This window comes from Streptomyces sp. NPDC102437, assembly GCF_044765565.1.
Classification (GTDB): domain Bacteria; phylum Actinomycetota; class Actinomycetes; order Streptomycetales; family Streptomycetaceae; genus Streptomyces.
On record NZ_JBIWKI010000018.1, the window covers coordinates 31,458 to 54,925 of the forward strand.

At 69.5% G+C, this 23,468-nt stretch carries 21 protein-coding genes, 3 pseudogenes and 1 riboswitch; of the genes and pseudogenes, 1 reads left to right on the forward strand and 23 read right to left on the reverse strand.

The annotated features are described in order from the left end of the window. Window positions 1-13: 13 nt before the first annotated feature. The 10 genes from ACIRJP_RS23040 to rpsB all read right to left on the reverse strand — a co-directional run bounded on the left by ACIRJP_RS23040 (window position 14) and on the right by rpsB (window position 10,536). Complete coding sequence (locus ACIRJP_RS23040; RefSeq protein ID WP_404177183.1) at window positions 14-466, reverse strand: SRPBCC domain-containing protein; 453 nt, start codon at window positions 464-466, stop codon at window positions 14-16. A 167-nt stretch (window positions 467-633) separates the two neighbouring features. After that, the gene (locus tag ACIRJP_RS23045; protein ID WP_404177186.1) at window positions 634-1,659 is read right to left on the reverse strand and encodes an ABC transporter ATP-binding protein; all 1,026 of its coding nucleotides are present in this window, start codon (window positions 1,657-1,659) and stop codon (window positions 634-636) included. A gap of 2 nt (window positions 1,660-1,661) precedes the next feature. After that, the gene (locus tag ACIRJP_RS23050; protein ID WP_404177467.1) at window positions 1,662-3,275 is read right to left on the reverse strand and encodes an ABC transporter permease; all 1,614 of its coding nucleotides are present in this window, start codon (window positions 3,273-3,275) and stop codon (window positions 1,662-1,664) included. Window positions 3,276-3,391: 116 nt separating this feature from the next. After that, complete coding sequence (locus tag ACIRJP_RS23055) at window positions 3,392-4,504, reverse strand: thiamine ABC transporter substrate binding subunit (protein WP_404177189.1); 1,113 nt, start codon at window positions 4,502-4,504, stop codon at window positions 3,392-3,394. A 74-nt stretch (window positions 4,505-4,578) separates the two neighbouring features. Continuing rightward, a riboswitch (TPP riboswitch) is annotated at window positions 4,579-4,695 on the reverse strand. 41 nt (window positions 4,696-4,736) lie between these two features. Continuing rightward, on the reverse strand, window positions 4,737-5,843 hold the full coding sequence (rlmN, locus tag ACIRJP_RS23060) for a 23S rRNA (adenine(2503)-C(2))-methyltransferase RlmN (protein WP_404177192.1): 1,107 nt from the start codon (window positions 5,841-5,843) through the stop codon (window positions 4,737-4,739). A 93-nt stretch (window positions 5,844-5,936) separates the two neighbouring features. Next, window positions 5,937-7,022: a phosphatidate cytidylyltransferase gene (locus ACIRJP_RS23065; RefSeq protein ID WP_404177195.1), complete on the reverse strand. Its 1,086-nt coding sequence runs from the start codon at window positions 7,020-7,022 to the stop codon at window positions 5,937-5,939. Beyond that, window positions 7,022-7,579, reverse strand: coding sequence for a ribosome recycling factor (gene frr / locus ACIRJP_RS23070; RefSeq protein ID WP_072487217.1), 558 nt, complete (start codon window positions 7,577-7,579; stop codon window positions 7,022-7,024). The genes ACIRJP_RS23065 and frr overlap by 1 nt, the downstream gene beginning before the upstream one ends. A gap of 179 nt (window positions 7,580-7,758) precedes the next feature. Further along, the gene (pyrH, locus tag ACIRJP_RS23075) at window positions 7,759-8,535 is read right to left on the reverse strand and encodes a UMP kinase (RefSeq protein ID WP_404177199.1); all 777 of its coding nucleotides are present in this window, start codon (window positions 8,533-8,535) and stop codon (window positions 7,759-7,761) included. A 159-nt stretch (window positions 8,536-8,694) separates the two neighbouring features. Further along, window positions 8,695-9,531, reverse strand: a complete 837-nt coding sequence (tsf, locus tag ACIRJP_RS23080; protein ID WP_404177202.1) for a translation elongation factor Ts — start codon at window positions 9,529-9,531, stop codon at window positions 8,695-8,697. Between the two features lie 99 nt (window positions 9,532-9,630). Then, window positions 9,631-10,536, reverse strand: coding sequence for a 30S ribosomal protein S2 (gene rpsB / locus ACIRJP_RS23085; protein ID WP_404177205.1), 906 nt, complete (start codon window positions 10,534-10,536; stop codon window positions 9,631-9,633). Window positions 10,537-10,814: 278 nt separating this feature from the next. On the opposite strand from rpsB, the pseudogene ACIRJP_RS23090 reads away from it, so the two are divergent. Continuing rightward, window positions 10,815-11,552 (forward strand): annotated as a pseudogene (locus tag ACIRJP_RS23090) (peptidoglycan DD-metalloendopeptidase family protein); the annotation flags it as partial. A gap of 86 nt (window positions 11,553-11,638) precedes the next feature. Here the strand turns inward: ACIRJP_RS23090 and ACIRJP_RS23095 are convergent. From ACIRJP_RS23095 to lepB, 13 genes and pseudogenes are all read right to left on the reverse strand, one after another. After that, window positions 11,639-12,205 (reverse strand): TetR/AcrR family transcriptional regulator, encoded by a 567-nt coding sequence (locus tag ACIRJP_RS23095; protein WP_404177470.1) that lies wholly within the window; start codon window positions 12,203-12,205, stop codon window positions 11,639-11,641. Between the two features lie 118 nt (window positions 12,206-12,323). Further along, the gene (gene whiG, locus ACIRJP_RS23100) at window positions 12,324-13,160 is read right to left on the reverse strand and encodes an RNA polymerase sigma factor WhiG (protein WP_317868247.1); all 837 of its coding nucleotides are present in this window, start codon (window positions 13,158-13,160) and stop codon (window positions 12,324-12,326) included. 241 nt (window positions 13,161-13,401) lie between these two features. Next, complete coding sequence (dprA, locus tag ACIRJP_RS23105; protein WP_404177209.1) at window positions 13,402-14,679, reverse strand: DNA-processing protein DprA; 1,278 nt, start codon at window positions 14,677-14,679, stop codon at window positions 13,402-13,404. Next, window positions 14,676-15,314: pseudogene (locus ACIRJP_RS23110) on the reverse strand (ATP-binding protein); the annotation flags it as partial. The gene dprA and the pseudogene ACIRJP_RS23110, both read right to left, overlap by 4 nt. A gap of 48 nt (window positions 15,315-15,362) precedes the next feature. Beyond that, window positions 15,363-15,836 carry a VOC family protein gene (locus ACIRJP_RS23115; protein WP_404177212.1) on the reverse strand — a complete coding sequence of 158 codons (474 nt, stop codon included), beginning with the start codon at window positions 15,834-15,836 and terminating at the stop codon, window positions 15,363-15,365. Between the two features lie 28 nt (window positions 15,837-15,864). Then, complete coding sequence (locus ACIRJP_RS23120) at window positions 15,865-16,434, reverse strand: DUF6262 family protein (protein WP_404177215.1); 570 nt, start codon at window positions 16,432-16,434, stop codon at window positions 15,865-15,867. Next, the gene (locus ACIRJP_RS23125; protein WP_404177218.1) at window positions 16,431-19,061 is read right to left on the reverse strand and encodes a tyrosine-type recombinase/integrase; all 2,631 of its coding nucleotides are present in this window, start codon (window positions 19,059-19,061) and stop codon (window positions 16,431-16,433) included. The genes ACIRJP_RS23120 and ACIRJP_RS23125 overlap by 4 nt, the downstream gene beginning before the upstream one ends. Further along, window positions 19,058-20,209 (reverse strand): integrase, encoded by a 1,152-nt coding sequence (locus ACIRJP_RS23130; RefSeq protein WP_404177221.1) that lies wholly within the window; start codon window positions 20,207-20,209, stop codon window positions 19,058-19,060. The genes ACIRJP_RS23125 and ACIRJP_RS23130 overlap by 4 nt, the downstream gene beginning before the upstream one ends. 159 nt (window positions 20,210-20,368) lie before the next feature. Beyond that, window positions 20,369-21,358: pseudogene (locus tag ACIRJP_RS23135) on the reverse strand (YifB family Mg chelatase-like AAA ATPase); the annotation flags it as partial. Then, a complete protein-coding gene (locus tag ACIRJP_RS23140; RefSeq protein ID WP_404177224.1) occupies window positions 21,358-21,717 on the reverse strand; it encodes a YraN family protein in 360 nt (119 codons plus the stop codon). The pseudogene ACIRJP_RS23135 and the gene ACIRJP_RS23140, both read right to left, overlap by 1 nt. 147 nt (window positions 21,718-21,864) lie before the next feature. Next, window positions 21,865-22,173, reverse strand: a complete 309-nt coding sequence (locus ACIRJP_RS23145; protein WP_003965949.1) for a DUF2469 domain-containing protein — start codon at window positions 22,171-22,173, stop codon at window positions 21,865-21,867. Window positions 22,174-22,237: 64 nt separating this feature from the next. After that, on the reverse strand, window positions 22,238-22,726 hold the full coding sequence (locus tag ACIRJP_RS23150; protein WP_358943846.1) for an NUDIX hydrolase: 489 nt from the start codon (window positions 22,724-22,726) through the stop codon (window positions 22,238-22,240). Continuing rightward, window positions 22,716-23,465 (reverse strand): signal peptidase I, encoded by a 750-nt coding sequence (gene lepB / locus ACIRJP_RS23155; protein WP_404177227.1) that lies wholly within the window; start codon window positions 23,463-23,465, stop codon window positions 22,716-22,718. The genes ACIRJP_RS23150 and lepB overlap by 11 nt, the downstream gene beginning before the upstream one ends. Window positions 23,466-23,468 lie beyond the last annotated feature (3 nt).

A 23,468-nucleotide genomic window follows, 5' to 3' on the forward strand; every position in this document is an offset into this window, starting at 1 on the left:
GTCCCGTCCGGGCTCAGCAGGACGCGAGCCGGGCCACGAGCGCGTCGAAGAAGGCCTCCCAGCCGTCCTCGGCCGCCGCGTACTGCTCGGCCGTGAGGTTGCCGCCGCGCTGCCGGAAGACCATCTCGGTGGTCCCGTGGCCGCGGTCGGTGAAGGTTGCGGTGACGGTCTCGCCCTCGACGTCGGCGGGCGCGGAGGCGTCCTTCAGGGTGAACACCAGCCGCTCCGGGGCCACCACCTCCCGGTAGACGCCGTGGAACGGCATCTCGGTGCCGGGCACCACCATGACCAGGTTCCAGGCGCCGGCCGGCCTGACGTCCATCGACACCCGGTCGAGCGGCACCTCGGCGTCGCCGCCGTACCAGGCCGCGAAGTGCTCCGGCGTCGTCCAGGCCGTGAAGACCTTCTCCGGCGGGGCGTCGAGGATGCGGGTGATGTCGATGCCCTCGCGTGCTGACTCGGTCATGTCCCTGTCCTTCCGGATCTGCCGCACGGTCCCGGGGCCGCCCGCGAGGGCGTCCCACCGGGTCCCTGGGCGGCCGGCGCCGCACTCCGGCGCATCCGGCAATCCTCCGGCCGATGGGCGGCTCCCGCGACCGGTGCGCGCCGTCCCCGGGCAGCCTTGGGCGGCGGTCAGAGCCGGGCGGGCAGGACCACTGTCTCCGCCGCGTCGAAGCCCGCCCCGATCGTCGTGCCCTCCTCGGGGACTTCCCGCAGCGCGCACTCCGCCTCCAGCTCCGGACCGCTCTCAGGCTTCAGCCGCACCGCGACATGATTGCCCCGGAACGTGCGCGTCCCGACCACACAGCGCAGCCCCTCGTCCAGGGCGCCGATCTTGACCCCGGCCGGCCGCACCAGCAGATCGCACGCCCCCTGCGGCGAGCCCTTCGGCACCGGCACCCTGCCCCACACCGTGTCGGCGACGGCACCGGTCACCGTCGCCCCGACCACGTTGTCGAAGCCGAGGAACCGGGCGACGAAGGCGGAGGCGGGCCGCTGCCAGACCTCCAGCGGGGTGCCCACCTGGGCGATCCGCCCGTCACGCATCACCACCACCCGGTCGGCCAGGGCGAACGCCTCGCCCTGGTCGTGGGTGACGGCGAGCACCGTGGTGCCCAAGCGGCCGAAGAGCGTGCGCAGCTCGACGACGAGCCGTTCCCGCAGACCGCGGTCGAGCTGGCCGAGCGGCTCGTCCAGCATCAGCAGCTTGGGGCTCGGGGCTAGGGCCCGGGCCAGGGCCACGCGCTGCTGCTCACCGCCGGACAGGGCGGCGACGGCGCGCCGCTGGGCGCCGGGCAGGCCCACCATGTCGAGGAGTTCGCCGACCCTGTGCTCCTGGTCGCGGCGCGAGACCCCGCGCATCCGCAGCCCGAAGGCGACGTTGGCGCCGACGTCCCGGTGCGGGAAGAGCTGGTGGTCCTGGAACATCAGGCCGAGCCCACGCCGGTGCACCGGCACCCCGGCCTGGTCCGCGCCGTCCAGCAGCACCCGGCCGCCGTCCGGCGGGTGCAGTCCGGCGACCACCCGCAGCAGGGTGGACTTGCCGCTTCCGCTCGGCCCGAGCACACAGACGATCTCGTGCTCGGCGACCTCCAGGTCCACCGCGTCGATCGCCGCCCGCTCGCCGAAGCGAACCGTGGCCGATTCCAGTGTCAGCATTCCTAGAACTCCCCGGACCGGTCCGTGCGGATACGTTCGAGCAGCAGCAGCGAGACGGCGCAGACCACCATCAGGATGGTGCTCAGCGCCATCGCCTGGCCGTAGTTGAGCTCCCCGGCCCGCCCAAGCAGCCGGGCCACGACGACCGGCAGCGTCGGGCGGTCGGGCCTGGCGATGAACACGGTCGCGCCGAACTCACCGAGCGAGACGGCGAACGCGAAACCGGCCGCGACCAGCAACGCCCGCCGCACCAGCGGCAGATCGACCTCCCGCCAGACCCGCAGCGGCGACGCCCCGAGCACCGCGGCCGCCTCCCTCAGCCGCGCGTCCACCGCGCGCAGCACGGGCAGCAGGGTCCGTACGACGAAGGGCACACCGACCAGCGCCTGAGCGAGCGGCACCAGGATCCAGGAGGTCCGCAGATCCAGCGGCGGTTTGTCCAGGGTGATCAGGAAACCGAAGCCGACGGTGACCGCGGACACCCCGAGCGGCAGCATCAGCAACGCGTCGAGACCGCGCACCAGCCGGCCGGCCCGCCGGGTCAGCGCGGCGGCGGCCAGCCCGCCGATGACCAGCGCGATGACCGTCGCGACCAGCGCGTACTGCAGGGAGTTCCAGATCGCTTCGAGCGGCGCGACCAGGAACGTACCGCCGCCCGCGTCCACGGAGGACAGGGCACGGTAGAAGTCGAAGCCATGCCCGCCGGTGGTGTCCAAGGAGCGCTCGACCAGCACACCCAGCGGCAGCAGGATCAGCAGCAGCACGGTCAGCAGCACCCCGCCGAGCAGCGCCCACTGCCCGGCGCCGCGCGGCCTGCGGACGGTCTGCGCGGGGTCGACCAGCTTCAGCGCGGTCTCCCGGCGCCGTACGGTCCAGGCGTGTACGGCGAGGATCGCGCCGACCGCGGCGAACTGCACCAGCGTCAGCACAGCGGCCGTCGGCAGGGCGAGCAACTGCGCGGTCTGCCGGTAGATCTCCACTTCGAGGGTGGCGTAACCGGGGCCGCCGAGGATCTGAACGACACCGAAGGAGGTGAAGGTGAAGAGGAAGACCATCAATGCGGCGGCGGCCACGGCGGGTGCCAGGGCCGGCAGGGTGACCCGTCGCCAGGCGGCGAACCGTCCCGCGCCGAGCACCCTGGCGGCCTCTTCCTGCCGGGGGTCGAGCTGGGACCACAGCCCGCCCACCGTCCGTACGACCACCGCGTAGTTGAAGAAGACATGGGCGAGCAGAATCGCCCAGACGGTGGTGTCGAGCCGTACGCCCCAGAGTTGGTCGAGGAATCCGCCGCGTCCCAGCAACGCCAGGAAGGCCGTCCCGACGACCACGGTCGGCAGGACGAACGGCACCGTGACGACCGCCCGCAGCAGTTGTTTGCCGGGGAAGTCGAAGCGGGCGAAGACATAGGCGCCGGGCAACGCGATCAGCAGGGTCACCGCCGTCGAGGCGAGCGCCTGCCAGGTGGTGAACCAGAGGACGTCGCGGATCTCCGGCCGGGTCAGCACCTCGCCTATCCGGCCGAGCTGCCAGACGCCGTCCACCTTCAGGCCCCGGCCGACGATCGCCGCGACCGGGTAGGCGAAGAACAGCGCGAAGAACGCGACGGGCACGGCCATCAGGCCGAGCCGCACCGCGCTCCCGCGCCGGGCCTTCGCGCGAGCGGCAGCCGCGTGCGCGGACCGCGGGCGGGGAGTCTTCCCGCCCGCGTCCGTTCCGCGTACGGGACTCTTCGTTACTTCACTACGAGCGAGGACCACGACTGGACCCACTGCTCACGGTTCTTGGCGATCCGGTCCGGGGCCACGGTCGTCGGGCTGGCCACCGTCGCGCCGAACTCGGTGAAGAGTTCCGGCAGCGCCGCGTCCTTGACCACCGGGTTGACGAACATGTTGAGCGGCATGTCCTCCTGGAACTTCTTGCTGATCAGGAAGTCCAGCAGTGCCTTGCCGCCCGCCTCGTTCTTCGCCCCCTTCAGCAGACCGGCGAACTCGATCTGGCGGAAGCAGGTCCCGGTGGCGACACCGGTCGGGGCCTCGGCCGGCTGCGGCTTCGCGTACAGCACCTCGACGGGCGGGCTGGATGCGTACGAGACGACGAGCGGCCTGTCTGCCTTGGCTTTCTTTCCGCCCGCGGAGCCGGAGAACTCCTCGTTGTACGCCTGCTCCCAGCCGTCGACGACCTTGACGCCGTTGCGCTCCAGCTTCTTCCAGTAGTCCTGGTAGCCCTTCTCGCCGTAGGTGGCGACGGTGCCGAGGAGGAAGCCGAGACCGGGCGAGGAGGTCCCTGCGTTCTCGGTGACGAGCAGGTCCTTGTACGCGGGCTTCGCCAGGTCGTCGAAGGACCGGGGCGGCGCGAGCTTCTTGTCGGCGAAGTACTTCTTGTCGTAGTTGACGCAGATGTCACCGGTGTCGATCGGGGTGACCCGGTGCTGGTCGGCGTCGAGCCGGGTGTCCGCCGCGACCCGGTCGATGCCCTTCGCCTCGTACGGCGTGAAGAGCCCGCTGTCGAGGGCGCGGGAGAGCAGCGTGTTGTCGACGCCGAAGAACACGTCGCCGCGCGGGGAGCCCTTGGTCAGGATCTCCTGGTTGAGCGCGACACCCGCGTCGCCGCTCTTCAGCACCTTGACGGTGTATCCGGTCTCCTCGGTGAACTGCTTCAGCACGTCCTTGGAGGCGTTGAAGGAGTCGTGGCTGACGAGGGTCACGGTCTTGGAGCCCGAGCCCTTCGTGCCGCCGGAACCGGAGGACGTGTCGTCGGAACTCCCGCACCCGGCGAGTGCGGTGACGCCGAGCGCGGCGGCGAGGGCCGAAGCCGCGAGCTGCCTACTCCTGCGCGTGGTGATCATTTGTGTATTCCTCCTGGGTTTTGGCCAGGAAGAGACGCGGCCCTGCCCGCGGTAAGCGGGCAGGGCGCAACAGCATGAGTTGATGACCGAACTTCCTACCCGGAATGACCCGGGCGAGGTTCAGAGGGTCTGCGGCCGACCTGTCCTCGGTGCCGCACTCTCAGCGCTGTGGCGCTCCCCTGTCGGAATATGAAGTTGATTTCGGGCCCAGATTACACGGGCCCTATCGGCCTCAGCGCTCGGCCGCCGCCAGCTGACCGCAGGCCCCGTCGATCTCCTGGCCGCGGGTGTCCCGCACGGTGACCGGCACCCCGTGGGCGGCGATCGCCTCGACGAAGGCCTTCTCGTCCTCGGGCCGCGAGGCGGTCCACTTGGAACCGGGCGTGGGGTTCAGCGGGATCAGATTGACATGAACCCGCTTGCCCTTGAGGAGCCGGCCCAGCCGGTCACCGCGCCACGCCTGGTCGTTGATGTCACGGATCAGCGCGTACTCGATGGAGATGCGGCGGCCGGACTTCTCCGCGTACTCCCACGCGGCGTCCAGCACCTCGCCGACCTTCCAGCGCGTGTTCACGGGAACGAGGGTGTCGCGCAGTTCGTCATCCGGCGCGTGCAGCGAGACGGCGAGACGGCACTTGAAGCCCTCATCGGCGAAACGGAGCATCGCGGGCACCAGGCCCACCGTGGAGACCGTGATCCCGCGCTGCGAGAGCCCCAGCCCGTCCGGCTCCGGGTCGGTGAGCCGGCGGATCGCGCCGACCACCCGGTTGTAGTTGGCGAGCGGCTCGCCCATGCCCATGAAGACGATGTTGGAGAGCCGCGCCGGGCCGCCGGGGACCTCGCCGTCGCGCAGCGCCCGCATCCCGTCCACGATCTGGTGGACGATCTCGGCGGTCGACAGATTGCGGTCGAGGCCGGCCTGCCCGGTGGCGCAGAAGGGGCAGTTCATCCCGCATCCGGCCTGCGAGGAGATGCACATCGTCACGCGATCCGGGTAGCGCATCAGGACGGACTCGACGAGCGTCCCGTCGTGCAGCTTCCACAGCGTCTTGCGGGTGGTGTCGTCGTCGCAGCTGATGTGACGGACCACCGACATCAGGTCGGGGAACATCGCCTCGGCGAGCTTGTCCCGCGACGCGGCCGGGATGTTGGTCCACTCCGCCGGGTCGTGCGCGTACCGCGCGAAGTAGTGCTGCGAGAGCTGCTGGGCGCGGAACGGCTTCTCGCCGATCGCGGCGACGGCTTCCTTGCGCTCGGCGGGCGTGAGGTCGGCGAGATGCCGCGGCGGCTTCTTGGCTCCGCGGGGCGCGACGAAAGTGAGTTCTCCGGGCTTAGGCATGGTTCATCCAGTGTCGCAGACAGAACAGTGAGGGCCCGCCGTCCTGTGGACAACGGGCCCTCACTCGTAAAATCGCAGGTCAGGAATGCTTTCTCAGCTGGATCCGACGAACAGCACCAGCAGCAGCCAGACCACCGGGGCGGTCGGCAGCAGCGAATCCAGCCGGTCCATGATGCCGCCGTGCCCCGGCAGCAGCGTGCCCATGTCCTTGATCCCGAGATCCCGCTTGATCATCGACTCGCCCAGGTCACCGAGGGTCGCGCTGGCCGCGACCGCGAGCCCGAGCAGCAGCCCCTGCCACCAGGAACCGCCGTCGATCAGGAACTGCATGCACAGCGCACCGGCGACCATCGCGAAGGCGACGGCGCCGAACAGACCCTCCCGGGTCTTTCCGGGGCTGATGCGCGGCGCCAGCTTGTGCTTCCCGAAGCGCCAGCCGACGGCGTACGCACCCGTGTCGCTGACCACGGTCAACAGCAGGAAGGTGAGCACCCGCTGCGGCCCGTCGTCGGCGGTCAGGAGCATGGCGACGAACGTGGCGAGGAACGGTACATAGAACACCGCGAACACGCCGGCCGTGACGTCCTTGAGGTAGCCCTCGGGCGGTGCGGTCATCCGCCAGACGAGCACCGCCAGCGCGGTCAGCGCCATCGCCACCCAGGCGCCTTCGGCGCCCTGCGCGTAACCGGCCACCACCATCGCCGCGCCGCCCACCGCCAGCGGGACGAGCGGCGCCTTGATGCCCTTGCGCTCCTGGAGCCGTGAGGTGAGCTCCCAGAGGCCCACGACGACGGCGACGACGATCACACCGACGAAGACGGCCTTCACGATGAACAGCGAGGCGACGATGACGGCGCCGAGCCCCACACCGACCCCTATGGCGGCTCGCAGATCACGGCCCGCACGTTTCTTCTGCGGGGGCGGCGGCGCGGTGGGCATGGGCTCCTGCGGCTTCTCGTCACGGAACAGGGGGCCGCCGCTCAGGCGTCCGGCCCCCTGGTCCCGGTCATCACGGTCGTCAGCGTCTCTACCTGCGTCGGGAACGTCCGGCACTATGGGCATGGGCCGAGTCTGCTGGGCGTCATGCACATCGTATGCAGGACCGGCCGGAGCAGCCTGCATCTCGGGCGCACCCCAGCGGCCGGCTCCCTGCGGGGCGCCCCAGGAAGAGTCGTTCATCAGACTTCGAGCAGCTCGGCTTCCTTGTGCTTGAGCAGCTCGTCGACCTGCGCGACGTACTTCGCGGTGGTGTCGTCGAGCTCCTTCTCGGCGCGACGCACCTCGTCCTCGCCCGACTCCTTGTCCTTGACCAGCTTGTCCAGAGTCTCCTTGGCCTTGCGGCGCACCGCGCGGATGGAGATCTTGGAGTCCTCGGCCTTGCCCTTGGCGACCTTGATGTAGTCGCGGCGGCGCTCCTCGGTGAGCTCCGGGAAGGTCACCCGGATGATATTGCCGTCGTTGCTCGGGTTGACGCCGAGGTCCGAGTCGCGGATGGCCTGCTCGATGTTGCGCAGCGCGGTCTTGTCGAACGGCGTCACGACGGCCATGCGCGGCTCGGGCACCGAGAACGAGGCGAGCTGGTTGATCGGGGTCAGCGCGCCGTAGTAGTCGGCGACGATCTTGTTGAACATCGCCGGGTGCGCACGGCCGGTACGGATCGCGGCGAAGTCCTCTTTCGCCACGACGACGGCCTTCTCCATCTTCTCCTCGGCCTCGAGGAGGGTTTCTTCGATCACCACGTGCTCCTGCGTGTCTTGAGTGGGCCCGTCGTGCTCGGGCCCGGCGGGTCCTGCGTCGCGTCCTCACCTGCACGGTGTCCGACCGGCAGGCCGTTGTCCATCCTTCGGGGCCGGTCCCGGGGCTGCCCCCGGGGGCCCGGACCTCCCCGTCGTACTCCGGGAAGGTCCCCCGGTCGTCAGACCCGGGTGCTCCGGTCACTCACGAGCGTGCCGATCTTCTCACCATTGACCGCGCGGGCGATATTGCCGGTGGCGGTCAGCTCGAAGACGAGGATCGGCAGGTCGTTGTCGCGGCAGAGCGTGATGGCGGTGGCGTCGGCGACCTTGAGATCGCGGGCGAGAACCTCGCTGTACTCGAGCGCGTCGAACTTCACCGCGTCGGGGTTGCTCTTCGGGTCGGAGTCGTAGACCCCGTCCACCCCGTTCTTGCCCATCAGGAGAGCCTCCGCGTCGATCTCCAGGGCGCGCTGGGCGGCAGTGGTGTCGGTGGAGAAGTACGGCATCCCCATGCCGGCGCCGAAGATGACGACGCGACCCTTCTCCAGATGGCGCACGGCGCGCAGCGGAATGTACGGCTCCGCGACCTGCCCCATGGTGATGGCGGTCTGGACACGGGAGTCGATGCCTTCCTTCTCCAGGAAGTCCTGGAGTGCCAGGCAGTTCATGACCGTGCCGAGCATGCCCATGTAGTCGGACCGGGCCCGGTCCATGCCGCGCTGCTGGAGCTCGGCGCCACGGAAGAAGTTGCCGCCGCCGATGACGACAGCGATTTCCGCGCCGTCGCGGACGACTGCCGCAATTTCCCGGGCGATGGCGTGTACGACGTCGGGGTCGACACCGAGACCCCCGCCGCCGGCGAACGCCTCTCCGGACAGCTTCAGCATGAAGCGTCCGGCCACCTTGCCGTCGTCGCGCTTGTGGTCACCTTTTGCGGCGTCCGCGCCCTTGTTCATGGAGATTCTCCTCGTGCACATACGAAGAAGGCCATTGCCGGTGGGTCTGGTGTCCCTCAGCGGCAATGGCCTCCTCGTCAGATCTGCGGTCGTACGGCTTGAGTGCGGCCGACGACTGCACTAGACCCTATCGGGGTCCACCGTGTTTCGCGGACGGACTCAGATGCCGACCTTGATGCGCGAGAAGCGCTTCAGGGTGACACCGGCCTCGTCCAGGACCTTCTGGACGGACTTCTTGTTGTCCAGCGCGTACGGCTGGCCGAGGAGGGTGGCCTCCTTGAAGAAGCCGTTGACGCGGCCCTCGACGATCTTCGGGAGCGCGGCCTCGGGCTTGCCCTCGGCGCGCGTGGTCTCCTCGGCGACGCGGCGCTCGGCCTCGACGACCTCGGCCGGGACGTCCTCGCGGGACAGGTACTTCGGGGCGAACGCGGCGATGTGCTGCGCGACGCCCTTGGCCAGCTCGGCGTCGGCCTTGTCCAGCTCGACCAGAACACCGATCTGCGGCGGCAGGTCGGGCATGGTGCGGTGCATGTACGCGGAGACGTACGCGCCGGAGAACTGCGCGAAGCGGTCCAGCACGATCTTCTCGCCGAGGTTGGCGTTGGCCTCGTCGACGTACGCCTGGACGGTCTTGCCGGCCTCGATCTCGGAGGCGAGCAGCGCCTGGATGTCGGCCGGGGAGGTGGCGGCGACATGCGCGGCGAGGGTGTTCGCGACGTTCTGGAACTTCTCGCCCTTGGCGACGAAGTCCGTCTCGCACTTCAGCTCCAGCAGAACGCCGGACGTCTGCTCCTCGGAGATGACGGAGACGACGGCACCGTTCTCGGCAGAGCGGCCCTCGCGCTTGGCGACGCCCTTCTGACCCTTGATACGGAGCGCCTCGACGGCCTTGTCGACGTTGCCGTCGGCCTCGTCGAGCGCCTTCTTGCAGTCCATCATGCCGGCGCCGGTGAGCTCGCGGAGCTTCTTGACGTCAGCGGCGGTGTAGTTCGCCATGAGTCTGGGTTTCTCTCTCGAAGTCTGAAAGATCTACGGGTGAACGGCGGGGGCGGTGCTTGTGGCACCGACCCCCGCCGTCATCAGCCGTGACGGGTGTCAGGCCTGCTCGGCGTCCGCGGCCGGGGCCTCGGCAGCGGGGGCCTCGGCGTCCGCGACCTTCTCGGCCTCGGCGTCCGCGACCTTCTCGGTCTCGGCGGAGGTCTGGACCTCGGCGTCGGCCTTCTTGTCGCCCTCGAGCAGGTCGCGCTCCCACTCGGCGAGCGGCTCGCCGGCGGCCTTCTCGCCCGGCTTCGAGTCACCGGTGGCGGCACCGGAACGGGCGATGAGGCCCTCGGCGACGGCGTCGGCGATCACGCGGGTGAGCAGGGTGACGGAGCGGATCGCGTCGTCGTTGCCCGGAATCTTGTAGTCGACCTCGTCGGGGTCGCAGTTGGTGTCGAGGATCGCGACGACCGGGATGTGGAGCTTGCGCGCCTCACCGACGGCGATGTGCTCCTTCTTGGTGTCGACGATCCAGACGGCGCTCGGCACCTTCTGCATCTCGCGGATACCACCGAGGGTCTTCTCCAGCTTGGCCTTCTCGCGGGAGAGAACCAGGAGCTCCTTCTTGGTGAGGCCGGAGGCGGCCACGTCCTCGAAGTCGATGAGCTCGAGCTCCTTCAGACGCTGAAGGCGCTTGTAGACGGTGGAGAAGTTGGTGAGCATGCCACCGAGCCAACGCTGGTTGACGTACGGCATGCCGACGCGCGTCGCCTGCTCGGCGATGGCCTCCTGGGCCTGCTTCTTCGTACCCACGAACATGATGGAGCCGCCGTGCGCGACGGTCTCCTTGACGAACTCGTAGGCGCGGTCGATGTACGACAGCGACTGGAGCAGGTCGATGATGTAGATGCCGTTGCGCTCGGTGAAGATGAAGCGCTTCATCTTCGGGTTCCAGCGACGGGTCTGGTGACCGAAGTGGACGCCGCTTTCCAGCAGCTCCCGCATCGTGACGACGGCCATGGCCGTACTCCTTGAGGTGCTCGGTTGTCGCGACCGCAGGATTGCTGTCGCGCCTGACGCCCCGACGCGCCGTGCCACTGGGGACCGAGGAGCGCGGCCACCGTCCGCAGAGAGGGAGGTGGCGGGGCGTGCGAAGTCGACCCGGTGACCCGGATCGCCATAGGAAGTGTACGGGACGGCCCGAGTGCCGGGTGACGGCGCTGTCCACAACCGGCAGGTTGTCCACAGATCCGGTTCATGATCCCCCGCGGATCGCGGGGCTGCGGGACGGTTCTGCCATGCGATCCACAACTGATCCGACCGGTTCGGCCGCTCCTGCGGAGCCCGTTCCCGCACGCCTGCGGAAGGCGCTCGTGGTGGCGATGGTGGTCCTGCCGGCGGCAGTGTGCGGCTTACCGGTCGCCGCGGCCGGCGGGCCGAACCCCGCGCCCGTTCCTGCAGCCGGGAGACCGACGCCGAGGCCCGTTCCCGCAGCCGGGAGACCGACGTCGAGGCCTGCGCCCGCAGCCGACAGACCGACGTCCACATCCGCGCCCGCGCCCGCGCCCGTGCCTGAATCCGGGCCGGCGCCGGACGGCGGCCGGAGTTGGCCGCTCGCCGGGCGGCCCGTGGTCGTACGGGGCTGGGAGCCCCCGGCCGGCACCTACGGGCGGGGCCACCGGGGCGTCGACCTCGCCGCGGAGCCGGGTGCTGCGGTGCTCGCCGCCGCCCCGGGAAAGGTCTCGTTCGCGGGGCAGGTAGCGGGACGCGGGGTGCTGGCGATCGAGGTGGCCGACAGCGGTGATCCCCCGCTGCGGACCACGTACGAACCGGTGCGGGCGCTCGTCGCGAAGGGCGAGGAGGTGACGGCGGGGCAGGCGGTGGCGATCGTGGAGGCGGGGCCCTCCCACTGCGCGGCGGACTGTCTGCACTGGGGCCTGCGGCGCGGTGACACGTATCTGGATCCGCTGTCGTTGCTACCGCCGTCACTGCTGCGACGGGGCCCGTCCCGGCTTCTTCCGGTATTCGGCGTGCCCGGGGCCGCGCGCGCCGACGGAAGGACCGGGGACGGGCTCGCCGCCCCCGGCGTTCTGCTCGCGGTCGCCGGGACGCGGCGACCGCGTCAGCTCCGTGCGCCCTGTACGCCTCGGAGGATCATGCCGACGGCGGTGTCCGCGATCACGGCCGGCTCCTCGGCGACGGCCAGCTCGATACGTCGCACCGCGGCGTCCACCGAACCCTGGAGCAGCATCGCCGCCAGCCTCGGCTGCGCGTGCCCGAGGTGGCCCAGCGCCTCGACGATCATGGCGATCAGCCCGCCGTGCGCGGCCCTGATCTTCTCGCGCGCCCCGGCGTCCAGCTCGCTGGCCGAAATGGCGACGACCGCCCGGTGGCGGCGGTCCCCGACGAGTTCGAGCTGCCGGCGCACATATGCCTCGATCTTGCCCTCGGGCGTCGTGGCCTGCTCCATCGCGTTCTCGACCTCGGCCGCCCAGACGGGGAAGTCGACGGCGCAGAGCTCCTCCACGACTGCCGCGCGGGAACGGAAGTACTCGTACACGGAGGACCGGGCGAGGCCCGTCCGTTCGGCGAGAGCGGGGAAGGTCAGCGCTTCCGTACCACCCTCGGACAGCAGGGAGCGTGCGGCGTCCAGGAGGGCGCCGCGCTGCATGGTCCGGTGCTCGGCCACCGAGGCCGCTCGAATCCTGGGCACGTGTCCACTCTACGGCGACCGGTGTTCGAGAGGGCGAGTGCGGCCCTGATCGATGGCCGAAGCAAGCATGGCCGGCACCGGTTGCAAGCGGGGCTCAGCGTCCGGCGTCGGCCAGTTTCGCGCGCAGTTGCAGCACTGATTTGGTGTGGATCTGGCTGACCCGGCTCTCGGTGACCCCGAGGACATTGCCGATCTCGGCGAGGGTGAGGCCCTCGTAGTAGTAGAGCGTGACGACCGTCTTCTCGCGCTCCGGAAGCGTGTTGATCGCCCGCGCGAGCAACCGTCTGAGCTCGCGGTCCTCGGCGACCTCCACCGGATTGTCGGCGGTGGTGTCCTCAAGCGTGTCCATCAGGCTGAGCCGGTCGCCGCCCTCGCCGCCGACGTGCAGCAGTTCCTCCAGCGCGACCACGTTGGCCAGCGACAACTGGCTGAAAACCGCATGGAGTTCCTCAAGCGCGATGCCCATCTCCGCGGCGACCTCCGCCTCGGACGGGGTGCGCCGCAGCTGCGCCTCCAGCGTGGCGTAGGCGCGTTCGACCGCCCTCGCCTTCTGGCGCACCGAGCGCGGGATCCAGTCCAGCGCCCGGAGTTCGTCGATCATCGCGCCCCGGATCCGGGTGATCGCGTAGGTCTCGAACTTGATCGCGCGCTCGATGTCGAACTTCTCGATCGCGTCGATCAGTCCGAAGACCCCAGAGGAGACGAAGTCCGCCTGCTCGACGTTGGAAGGCAGGCCCACACTCACTCGGCCCGCGACGTACTTCACCAGCGGCGAGTAGTGGAGGATCAGCTGCTCCCGCAGCCGCTCGTCGCCGGTGGACTTGTACGAACGCCACAACTCGTCGAGCGAGGAAGGGGCGGGGGGACGCACAGTGCCACGCGCAGCCGGTGGCGCTGCCGCGCGGTCAGACCCGGAGGTGTGCTGGGGCATGTGGTGCCTTGAGCCGTTCTGCCGTGAAGTGCTGTGGACGTATGTCTGAGTCGAAACCCTTGTGAGCGTAGCGTGACGATGATGTCGCGGTCCGCGCAGGATAGAGGATCGGCGCTGTGCGAATCCGGCCGATTCGACACGGCTGAGGCCCGGGGCCGTCGACGTGCGTGTCGGCCCCGGAGGCGTCGCTGAAGGATCCGCCGAGGTCATCGGCATCACCTTTTCACCCGAATGCTCCAGGTCAAGTACCGCCTCGCCGCGCGTCGCCATTGCAAGTCGGCCGCGGCGTCAACCGCCATCCCTCGCCATCCCGTTCGACGAACCCCAGTGAGTGCAGTTCGTACAGCCTGCCGAGCGCTTCATCGGCGCTGGTTCCCGCGGTGCGGGCCACATCGCGCCCGCTGACGGCACCCCGGCAAGGCAGGGCGTCGAGAACTCTGGCGGAGGCCGCGTCCAGCAGGTCCCGGGGGTGCACGGGGCCGCGTCTGGCCGGGGCGAGTTCGCCGATGTCCCCCACCAGTTCGGCGACTTCGGCGGCATCGGTGACCAGGACGGCCTCTCCGCGCAGGAGTTCATGCACCCCTGCCGACAGCCCGCTGGTGGCTGGTCCTGGCACGCCCATCGTGAAGCGGCCGAGCCGCTGTGCGCAGCGCGCGGTGACGAGCGAACCACTGCGATATTCGGCTTCGACGACGACCGTCCCGCGCGTCAACGCGGCGATGACCCGGTTCCGGAGAATGAATCTGCTGCGGGTGGGATGATCGGACGGTGGTAATTCACCGATGACGAGCCCCTGTTGCGCGATCCGTCCGATCAGCTCGGCGTGTCCCCGCGGGTAGGGGACGTCCACCCCGCAGGCCAGGACCGCTGTCGTGGCCCCGCCGACGGCAAGCGCGCCGCGGTGCGCCGCCCCGTCGACCCCGAACGCGGCTCCCGACACGACCACCCACCCCAGCTCCGCGAGTCCCGCGCCGAGTCCGGCCGCCATGTGCGATCCGTAGGGGGTGCAGGCCCGGGCGCCGACCACTGCGACCGAGCGCAGCGCCCAGAGCCGCAGATCGCGGGGCCCCCGCACCCACAGGCCGGTCGGCCTGGCGTCCGCGAGGTCGTCGAGCTGGCTGGGCCATTCCCCGTCTCCGGGACAGATGAACCGCCCGCCGAGCGCGCCGATCACCGAGAGGTCCCGCCCGGGGTCGGCGCTCTCGGCCCGCAACCGGTATCCGGCGAGCCGCTTCGGGGTCATCCCGCTCAGCTGCTCCGCGGTGCCGTCCCGGCTGGTGATCCGCCGTACCAGTTCGACGGCACCGCACTCGCGCAGCCAGCGGCCAGCGTGCTCGTCCCCGGGCTCGATGATGCGGGTCAGGGCGGCCCGCGCCAGCCGCTCCTGACCGCTCACCGTCAGCCCCGGCCCGGCCCCGGGCTCCTCCCCCGTGGCGCGTGCCGGACCCCGTACCTCCCCCGACAGGTCCGGCCCGTCCCCCGGCCCGTCCCCCGGCCCGTCCTCCGTCCGCCGCGTCATGACGGCGTCCCGGCGTTCATCAGGGCGCCCCGTGGGATCCCGGTCCGCAGTTCCAGCGCCACCGCGATGTCAGAGGCGTCCGGACGGTCGGCACCGCGCAGATCGGCGACCGTCCACGCAACTCTGAGCACCCGGTCCAGGCCCCGTGCGGTGAGCATGCCCCGTTCCATGTCCCGCTCGGCCGCGAGAAGCGCACCCGGTGCCGCGACCAGCCTGGTCCGCAGCTCATGGCCGGGCACCTCGCTGTTGGTGGACCACCCGGTGCCCGCCAGCCGCTCCGCCGCCCGCGCCCTGGCCCGCCGGACCCGGGCCGCCACGGAGGCCGTCGACTCGCCCCTGCCGCCATGCCCCATCAGGTCCTCTCGCCTGACCGGGTCGACGAACACCCGCAGGTCCACCCGGTCGAGCAGCGGCCCGGAGAGTCTCGCCTGATAGCGCCTGACCGTGGAGGACGGGCACTCGCAGCCGGCGCCACTGAGGCCGTACCGGCCGCACGGGCAGGGATTGGCGGCCAGCATCATCAGAAATCTGGCGGGCAGCCGCACCACCCCGGCGCTGCGCGCCACCACCACGTGTCCCGATTCCAGCGGCTGTCGCAGCGCGTCCAGCGCCCGTACGGAGAACTCGGGCGCCTCGCGTTCTTTACCGATCCTCGAAGTGTCCGTGTTGGTTCTGACCTGGAGTTATTCGTCGCGTAGGTGTCCGTGACGAAGTGTTTTCGGCGGATTGAATACACAGAACTCGTTGCCCTCGGGGTCGGCAACGACGATCCAGCGAAAGCCGTGTTCGTGGAGTTCCTCAGAGAGCCTCGCAGCGCCTAGCTGTTCGAGGCGATTGACCTCGGACGTCAGGTCTGCGGCGCCAAAGTCGAGGTCAAGATGCATGCGGTTCTTGCCCTGCTTTGGTTCTGGGACGTGCTGCAGGAGAAGGGTTGGTGCAGGAGCAGGCCCGACCAAGCTCAGGTAGGGAGGCCCGTGGAAGCCGCGGCGGTAGTCCAACGGGGCGAGCGCTCCGAGCCAGAAGTTCGCTTGCGCTTCGGTGTCGACACAGTCCAGGGTCACAACGATCTGCATGGCGGAACGGTAGGGGGCTTGGTTCGCCTTGGCGATCCCTTTTTTCGGCAGCATTTGGGGTGTGCTGCCGCTCTTCAGGATCAAGCATCCTCTGCGAGCCATGGTTCGAGGGTCATGATCGGTCATGTTCGAGGAGCTGGGCTTCGAGGTCGGCGATGCGTTTGTTGGCGAAGCGGAGGTTGGAGCGGGCCCCCTCGAGTCGTTCCTGGAGATTGCGGTGTTCCCCGGTCAGCTGTTGGACGCGCCGTTTGAGCGTGGTGTTCTCAGTGACCAGGGCCTGGACCGACTCGCCGGGGACCATCTGGTCGAAGTCGCGGATCTGCCCCATGAGGTCCCCGATGTGTTGACGCTGAGCGAGGACTTCCTTCTGGGTGCGCCCCAGTTCGGCCTCGGCGTTCAAAGCCCGCTCGCGCCAGGTGGCTTCGATCCGTTCGTGCTCGTCGCGTCCGGCCTGATCGTGCCGACTGCGGCTGTCGGAGACGGCGTCCTTGACGAGGTTTCGAGCCTCGGCGTTCTCGTAACAGAAGGTGGCGGACACTCCGGCGCGCTCGGCGATCGACCGGACGGTCAGCCGGCCGCGTTCGCGCCGGAGCTGGCTGATCGCCTTCTGAAGTTGGACGAGCTTGTGCTCGGTCTGCTGCTTGCGGGCGGCGATCGCCGCCGCGGGGGCGGAGGATTTCATGCCGCCTCACCGTCTCCGTCTTCTTCCCACCGGGCCAGTTCCTGGGCCTGAAAGGCCGTCGCCCAGACCTTCCCGAAGTAGTCCTGGGGCCTGCGCAGATCGAGAGCGAGGGCCTCCTCGAGGAGACCGAGAGCTCCAAGGGCCTTCTCCAGGCCGTCGATCGCGCGGGCGGTGGGGGCGAAGTGATCGTGCAGGTAGTCGGCGGTGGCTGAGTCCGGGGCCCCTTCCGCGAAGACGCGCCATTGTTCTCGTTTGCGGTGCCAGTAGACGAGGTCGGCGCCGGACAGGACGAACTTGTCGCAGTTGTGGCAGTCGAGATTGAAGGGGCAGGCGTCGCCGTCGACGACGGGCTGAAAGGTGCAGAACCCTCCGTCGGACGGGGTGGACATGCGGGCGAGGTCGATGGCGAGGGCTTCGGCTTCCTGCCGGCTCATCGGTTCGCCGCCCGACAACAGCGTGCCGGGCTCGGCGGAGCCGGGGCCCGCGACCCAGACGATCTGCAGGGCCTCTTCGAGCCGGGGGTCGGTGTTGGCCAGGTGGACGTAGTGCTCGGCCATCTCCTCGGAGACCTGGCCGAGGTAGCGTTTGACGTGGGTGAGGTTGGCGCCGTTCTTGAGCAGGTTCGTGGCCAGCGTGTGGCGGGCCTGGTGGGGAACGCAGTGGGCGAGGTCGAGGGTTTCCACCCAGTCGCGGAACTGGTCTCCGAACCAGCCGTAGCTGACTCCCTTGAGCAGGTCCCGGTTGCGGGCCTGCCGAGGGAAGAGAGCGATTTCCTTGCGTTCGCGCGGGGTCGGCGGGCGTCCGTGGCGCTGGACGAACCGGGCGACGGTCTTGGCCTGACGTTCCTGGATTCTCTGGAAGAGACGTTCGGGGATGCGGATGGCCTGGTCGAAGTTGCCGACCTTGGTCTGGTCGTGCCAGAACATGGGCAGTTTGCCGAGCCGGCCGATGCACTCGAGGCGGACCTGGAGGACCTCGTTGCAGCGTCGTCCGGTCAGGACCAGCGCTTCCCAGGCGTCCCGCAGACCGCGGTCGTTGATATCGAAGTCGTCCAACTTCTGCAGGTTGTCGGGGTGGGCCAGGGCTCGGGCGACATCGTCGGGGAACGGCGACCGGCGTCGCAGTTCGGTCTTGCCGACGGGCAAGGCGACGATGAAGGCCCGGTCCAGGCCGAGTTCGTCGGCCTTGCCGCCTTCCATCGCCTCGCGCATGATCCGGCGGACGCCGCTGAAGGTGTGCGCGACCGTGTTCTTGGTGGCCTTCGTCGGTTTGCCCTTGCGGACGTGTCCGCCGCCCCTGCGCTGGATACCCAGGGTCATCAGCCCGTGTTCGGCCCGGTGCCGCTGATCCGCGACGAAGTCGATGGCGAGGGACTCGGTCAGGCCGCGGGGGTCGTGCCCGCCGCCGGGCGCATGGACCTCCAAGAACGCGCTCAGCTCGACGCAGCCCCGGCGGTTTTGGTCAAAGGTGGCGCCGGAGCGGGGCGGATGGGTCAGCAGCCGCAGTGACAGCGAGTCCCAGAGCAGGTCACGCAGCCACCTCTGCGACACAGCTGTCAGGTCGAAGTGGGAACTGCGGCTCTTGAACCGGACGCCGAACTGGTCCGTCTCGATGAAGCCTGCGTCCTTGGTGTCCTCCCGGCTGAAGTAGACCAGCCGCAGGTAGGTGAGCATCCAGTGAGCGAGCTTGGTCGCGTGATAGGACGCGGTCTCCAGATCGAGGTCGGCCAGCGAATCCACCGTCTGATCCCGGCAGTGATTCGCCAGGTTCTGCAGCCACGGCATCGTCCAGGTCGCCTCCCGCTCGGGGAGCTTGGTGTAGTGGAACATGGCCCACTTGAGCTCGGCCTTCACCAGCGGCCGCAGGCCCCGCAGCGACACCTTGCCGTTCGCGCGGTGGACCGCCGGCGCCGTCCGGCACCACCTCTTGAACTCCTCCTCGCTCCGATAGCTGACGACCGCGTTCTTGTTCTTCCACTCCGTGAGCATCCGCCCCCAGTTCCTGGGAACCTGAGCCCCGCCGGGGCGCCCGTCGCGTTCATAGGCCAAGACGTGCCGCCGGCACAGCCCCAGCAGATGCACCGCTTGTTCCGGGCAGACCAGAGCACGGCAGTGGCCGAACGACGGGATCACCGGCTGCCCCGCCATCCAGAGCGCGAAGTCGAGAACCTCGCCGGTCTCCGCCCGATGGAAGTTGCGGTCACGGGGCCAGCGCTTGCTGTGCAGGTAACACAGGCCGACCGTCCTGTTCCAGGCCGGAGTGTCCGGGCAGATCAGGCAGGCAGGAGGGGTGAACCACGATCTCTCCTGCAACGGCTCGGCGGCCCGGAAGAACTCCGCGACGCTCACGTTCTTGCCGTGCTCCCTGCGGAACGCGGCCCAGTGCTTGCTGTGCCGAAAGCAGAACTCGCCGCCCGGGTTCAGGGCCCGCTGGCACTGCGGGACCCCGCAGGTCCATCCGAACGTCGGGTGATCCGGGGGAACTGCGATCACGTCCGGGCGGAACAGCGGGTCGAAGGAGGGTGCCGCGATCAGCGCGGACAACATCTCCAGCCGGTCTCCGACCGTCCGCGTCGGCGCCGTCCCCGGCTCGAGGACCGGGAGCAGTGGACGAACTGCCTCGCTCATTCCTCTTCCCCCCAGGTCTTGCGCAGTGCCGTCTGGAACTCGGCCGAATGCAGGTCGGGATGCCCGTAGACCTCATCGAGCATCCGCATCGACGCCCAGTTCCCCGCCACCTTGGCGACCAGCGGGTTGTTGTCCGAGGCGTCCAGGACGTCGTTGGTGAACTGGTGCCGGAAGGCCTTCGGCGTGATCCGTCCCGGCAGCCCGGCCCTGCGGCCCGCCCGCCGCAGCATTCCCCGGGCCGCATCCGCCGACCACGGCTGCCCGCGATTCGGGCCGGCCAGCTGGATGAGCAACATGCCGTGCCCGCCCGCGTACTTCGCATACTCCGTCGTCATGTACTTGAAGTAGCTGCTGACCATGGCGGGACTGGCCCGGTAGATCTCTCCCTCGGTCACCACTCCGTCGACGACCTTCCAGTCCGGTTTGATCTTCGCCGCTGCCCCGTTGGTATTGCCCCACCGATGGCAGACATGCAGGTGAGGGCTCTTGCAGTCGCCGCAAGGCGCGTCGTCACGCAGGTGCAGGTCCACCAGGTGCAACCCGGTCAGCCCGCCGATACGCAGGCTCGTATCCGATAGCCAGGTCACCACCATCGCGTCCCGGGCCGTGTTCACCGCCTCTGCCAGCTCCGGCTTGGCGCCCTCGGGCAGCATCTTCGGATGCCGGCGCCGGGTACCTCTCTTCGGCGACAGCGGGTTCGCCGGCATCGACGTCTTCACGTGCCCCAGCAGAGCCCGGTTCCGGTCCGCCTGGGTCGGCAGTCGCCGGACGGCCAAGGCCTCCCGCAACTCGTCGTTGATGCCCTTCACGGTGCACTGGTGCAGGTAGAAGCCCTTCAGACACGCGGCGGCCACCTCCAGCGCGGAAGATCCGTAGGGCTTCTTCGGAGGCATCCGCCACGGCTCTCCCCAGGGCATCTGCACCCGGGCGCCCGCCGCCCCCATGTACCGGTGCAGGTCCAGCAACGTGATCGACTTCGTGGTCAGACCTTCCCGGACCCGCCACCGCAGATGATCAACGAGGTAGTACGCGTACGTCTTCTGCGAACCACTGCCCTCGTGCGTACGCAGGAAGCCGTCTGCCTCCTCATCGACTGAGCAGTCCGGCCAGACGATCGTGTACGACCGTCCGCCACCAGAGCGCTTCATCGACTGAACCCGAATGTCCTCCAGGACCAACCCAGTTCGCACAGGCCCCTCCCCCTCCCTACGTCGCGAGGAGGCTTTCCACGTCCGGTAAACCAGAACGTCAGGCCCTCATAGACAGCCCAAACGAGTGACCCGGACACGCTGAGAGTGGCCGGTAAAGTCCAGAAAGAGAATTCCCCGGTGGGCCAGCGAAACCGCGCCGGGCCTCGGCAGTCCGTTGCCCCCGCCGACCAGCGACTGCATCGTCGCCGAGTGGTGGGGTGCGCAGTAGGGCGGCCGACTGACCAGTGGTTCTCCCGGTGGCAGGATGCCCGCCACCGAGTGGACCGCGGTCACCTCCAGGGATTCCTTCCGCGTCAGCTCCGGCAGGATGGCCGGCAGCCGCTCGGCCAGCATGGTCTTGCCGGCGCCCGGTGGCCCCGAGAGCAGGAGGTGGTGACCGCCCGCCGCGGCGACCTCCAGAGCCTTGCGGGGCAGCCCCTGCCCGGCCACGTCCGCGAGATCCGGTGCCTTCCCGTCGCCCTGCCCGGCCCCGCGGGCGAGCCCGGTGCCGATGCCCGCGCCGGGCACCATCAGCCCGGCCAGCATGGTGTCGGGGCGCCCCTCGTCGTGCGCCTGCCGCTCGTCGGGCACCGGTTCGTCGCAGAGCACGGCGATCAGCTGCCGCAGGCTCCGTACCCCGAGGACGGAGATCCCCGGGACCAGCGCCGCCTCCCCCGCGGTCTGTTCGGGCACGACGACCTGCCGGTACCCCGCCTCCGCCGCGGCGAGCACGGCCGGCAGCACACCGCGCACCGGCCGCACCCGGCCGTCGAGCCCCAGCTCGCCGATCATCACCACATCGGCGATGGACGCGGGATCGATCCGCTCCGACGCGCCCAGCACCGCACAGGCGACAGCGAGATCGAACCCGGATCCTCCCTTCGGCACCGAGGCCGGAGACAAGCCCACCGTGAGTTTCTTCTGCGGCCACTCGGCTCCCGAGTTCGCCACCGCGGCCCTGACCCGGTCCCGGCTCTCCACCAGGCTCTTGTCCGGCAGCCCCACCAGGGTGAACGCGGCCACCCCCGCCTCCAGGTCCGCCTGGACCTCCACCACCACACCCTCGACGCCGACGAGCGCCACCGAGCACGCCCGCGCGAACCCCATCAGGCCACCCCCCGCGCATGCTCGGCGACGGGCGCCCCGCGCCGGGGCAGCACCACGCCGACGAGGTCGATCCGGACCCCGCCGGGCGGCGGGCCGCCGTGCCGGTGGGTCCAGATACCGGCCAGCCGCCGCAGCCGCTCCGCCTTGACCGGTGTGACAGCCGCCATTGGATGCTCGAACGCGCTCGCCCTGCGGGTCTTCACCTCGCAGACCACGAGTGCGTCGCCGTCCATCGCGACGATGTCGATCTCACCGGCGCGACAGCGCCAGTTCCGTTCCAGTACGGACATGCCGGCCTCGGCCAAAAGCCGCGCCGCCAGATCCTCGCCGTACCGCCCGAGTGCCCCCCGTGCGTTCATTTCGGCACCACCTCCGGGACCGACTCTGACGCGTCCGGTCCCGATTGGTGGATCTTGGTGGACAACCCTGGGATTGTGGATAACCCGGCCACCCGGAAGTAGGAATCACCGGGGAACCGCCCGGGTATCAACGCCCCAGGGCTGGGCTCAGCCGCCCGGAAGTTCGAGATCGCTCTTGTTGAGCTCCTCGATGTTGACGTCCTTGAACGTCAGCACCCGTACCTGCTTGACGAACCGCGCGGGCCGGTACATGTCCCAGACCCAGGCATCCGCCATCGATACTTCGAAAAACACCTCGCCCTGGACCGAGTGCACCTGCATCTCGTAGTCGTTGGTGAGGTAGAAGCGCCGTTCGGTCTCGATCACATATTTGAACAGACCGACGACATCTCGGTACTCCCGGTAGAGCTTCAGCTCCATCTCGGTCTCGTACTTTTCGAGGTCCTCGGCGCTCATTGGCATGTTCCCCTTCAGCCGTGCGTGCCCCCATTGTGCGCCAGGCCCCGGTTCCCCTGGGCGCTTAGGCGATTTCGGGGTCGAGAACCAGTGGCGTACGCGGAGGACCCTCGTCGAGCAGCGTGCGCAGCAACTCGGCGAGCCTGGTCGGGTACACCGTCTCACGCGCCGCCGACAGTTCGGCGGAGGTCCACCACCTCAGCCCCGCGACGCTGCGCTGCTCCAGCCCGGTCTGCCCACTGGTGTCGGTGGCGGTCTGCCTCGTACGTGCCAGGAAATACCACTCGTCCTGGTCCCAGCGGCGTCCGTCGAACGGGAACGAGCACATCCGCTGCCAGAGCAGCGGCCCCAGCTCGACGTCGGTGATCCCGGTCTCCTCGGTCAGCTCGCGCAGCGCGGCCTCCTCCCGGGTCTCGTCGCCCTCCACACCGCCGCCGGGGGTGAACCACCAGGTACTCGCCGGATCCTCCGGTTCGAAGCCGTGCATCAGCAGGATCCGGTCGTCGGGGTCAAGGAGCACCACGCGGGCGACCTTCCGCTTCTCAGTGCGCACCGGCGGGCACCTTTTCGCCCTTTTCGCGTCGCGAGCGCGCGGACCGTGCCGCGATCGGCCCGTATGCCGCACCGCCAAGGATGAGCACCACGCCCACGACCACTGCCGTGAGCTGCAACCGCAGCGGTCCGGGCGACGACACCCCGCCGGGCAGCGAGGCGAAGGCCTCCGGACGCTCGACCATGCCGTTCAGCGGCCAGGCGATGGCGTCCACCCGGGCCTGTACCGCGTCGCGCGGGACGGAGCCCTGCCCCGCGTCGTCCAGGTGGACCCTGGAGTCCAGGGACGCGGTGCGCTCGTCGCCCAGCAGGAAGAGCTTCCCCTTGGGCACCTCCGCCGTGAAGTTCTCGGCGGAGGCTGCGCCCCGGGTGCGCAGATACGGTTCATCAATGGGCTTGCCGTTGACCGAGAGCCGGCCGCCCTTGTCGCAGCAGGCGATCTTGTCGCCGCCGATCCCGACGACCCGCTTCACCATCGGCATGTCGCCCCATGCGGGATCGGTGAAGACCACCACGTCGCCGCGGCGCACCTCGCTGCCGTCGATGCGCTGCGCTAGCACCCGGTCGCCGGAGTTCACCGTCGGAGTCATCGACTGGGTCGGCACCGTGTACGGCTTGTACACCACCGCCCCCCAGGCGAACCCGCCGAGGAAGAGCACACAGCCGACGGCCACGGCCAGCCCGGACAGTGTGCTGCCGAGCCGACCGTGGCCGTCACCCGTACGTCCTTGTCCACTCATCCC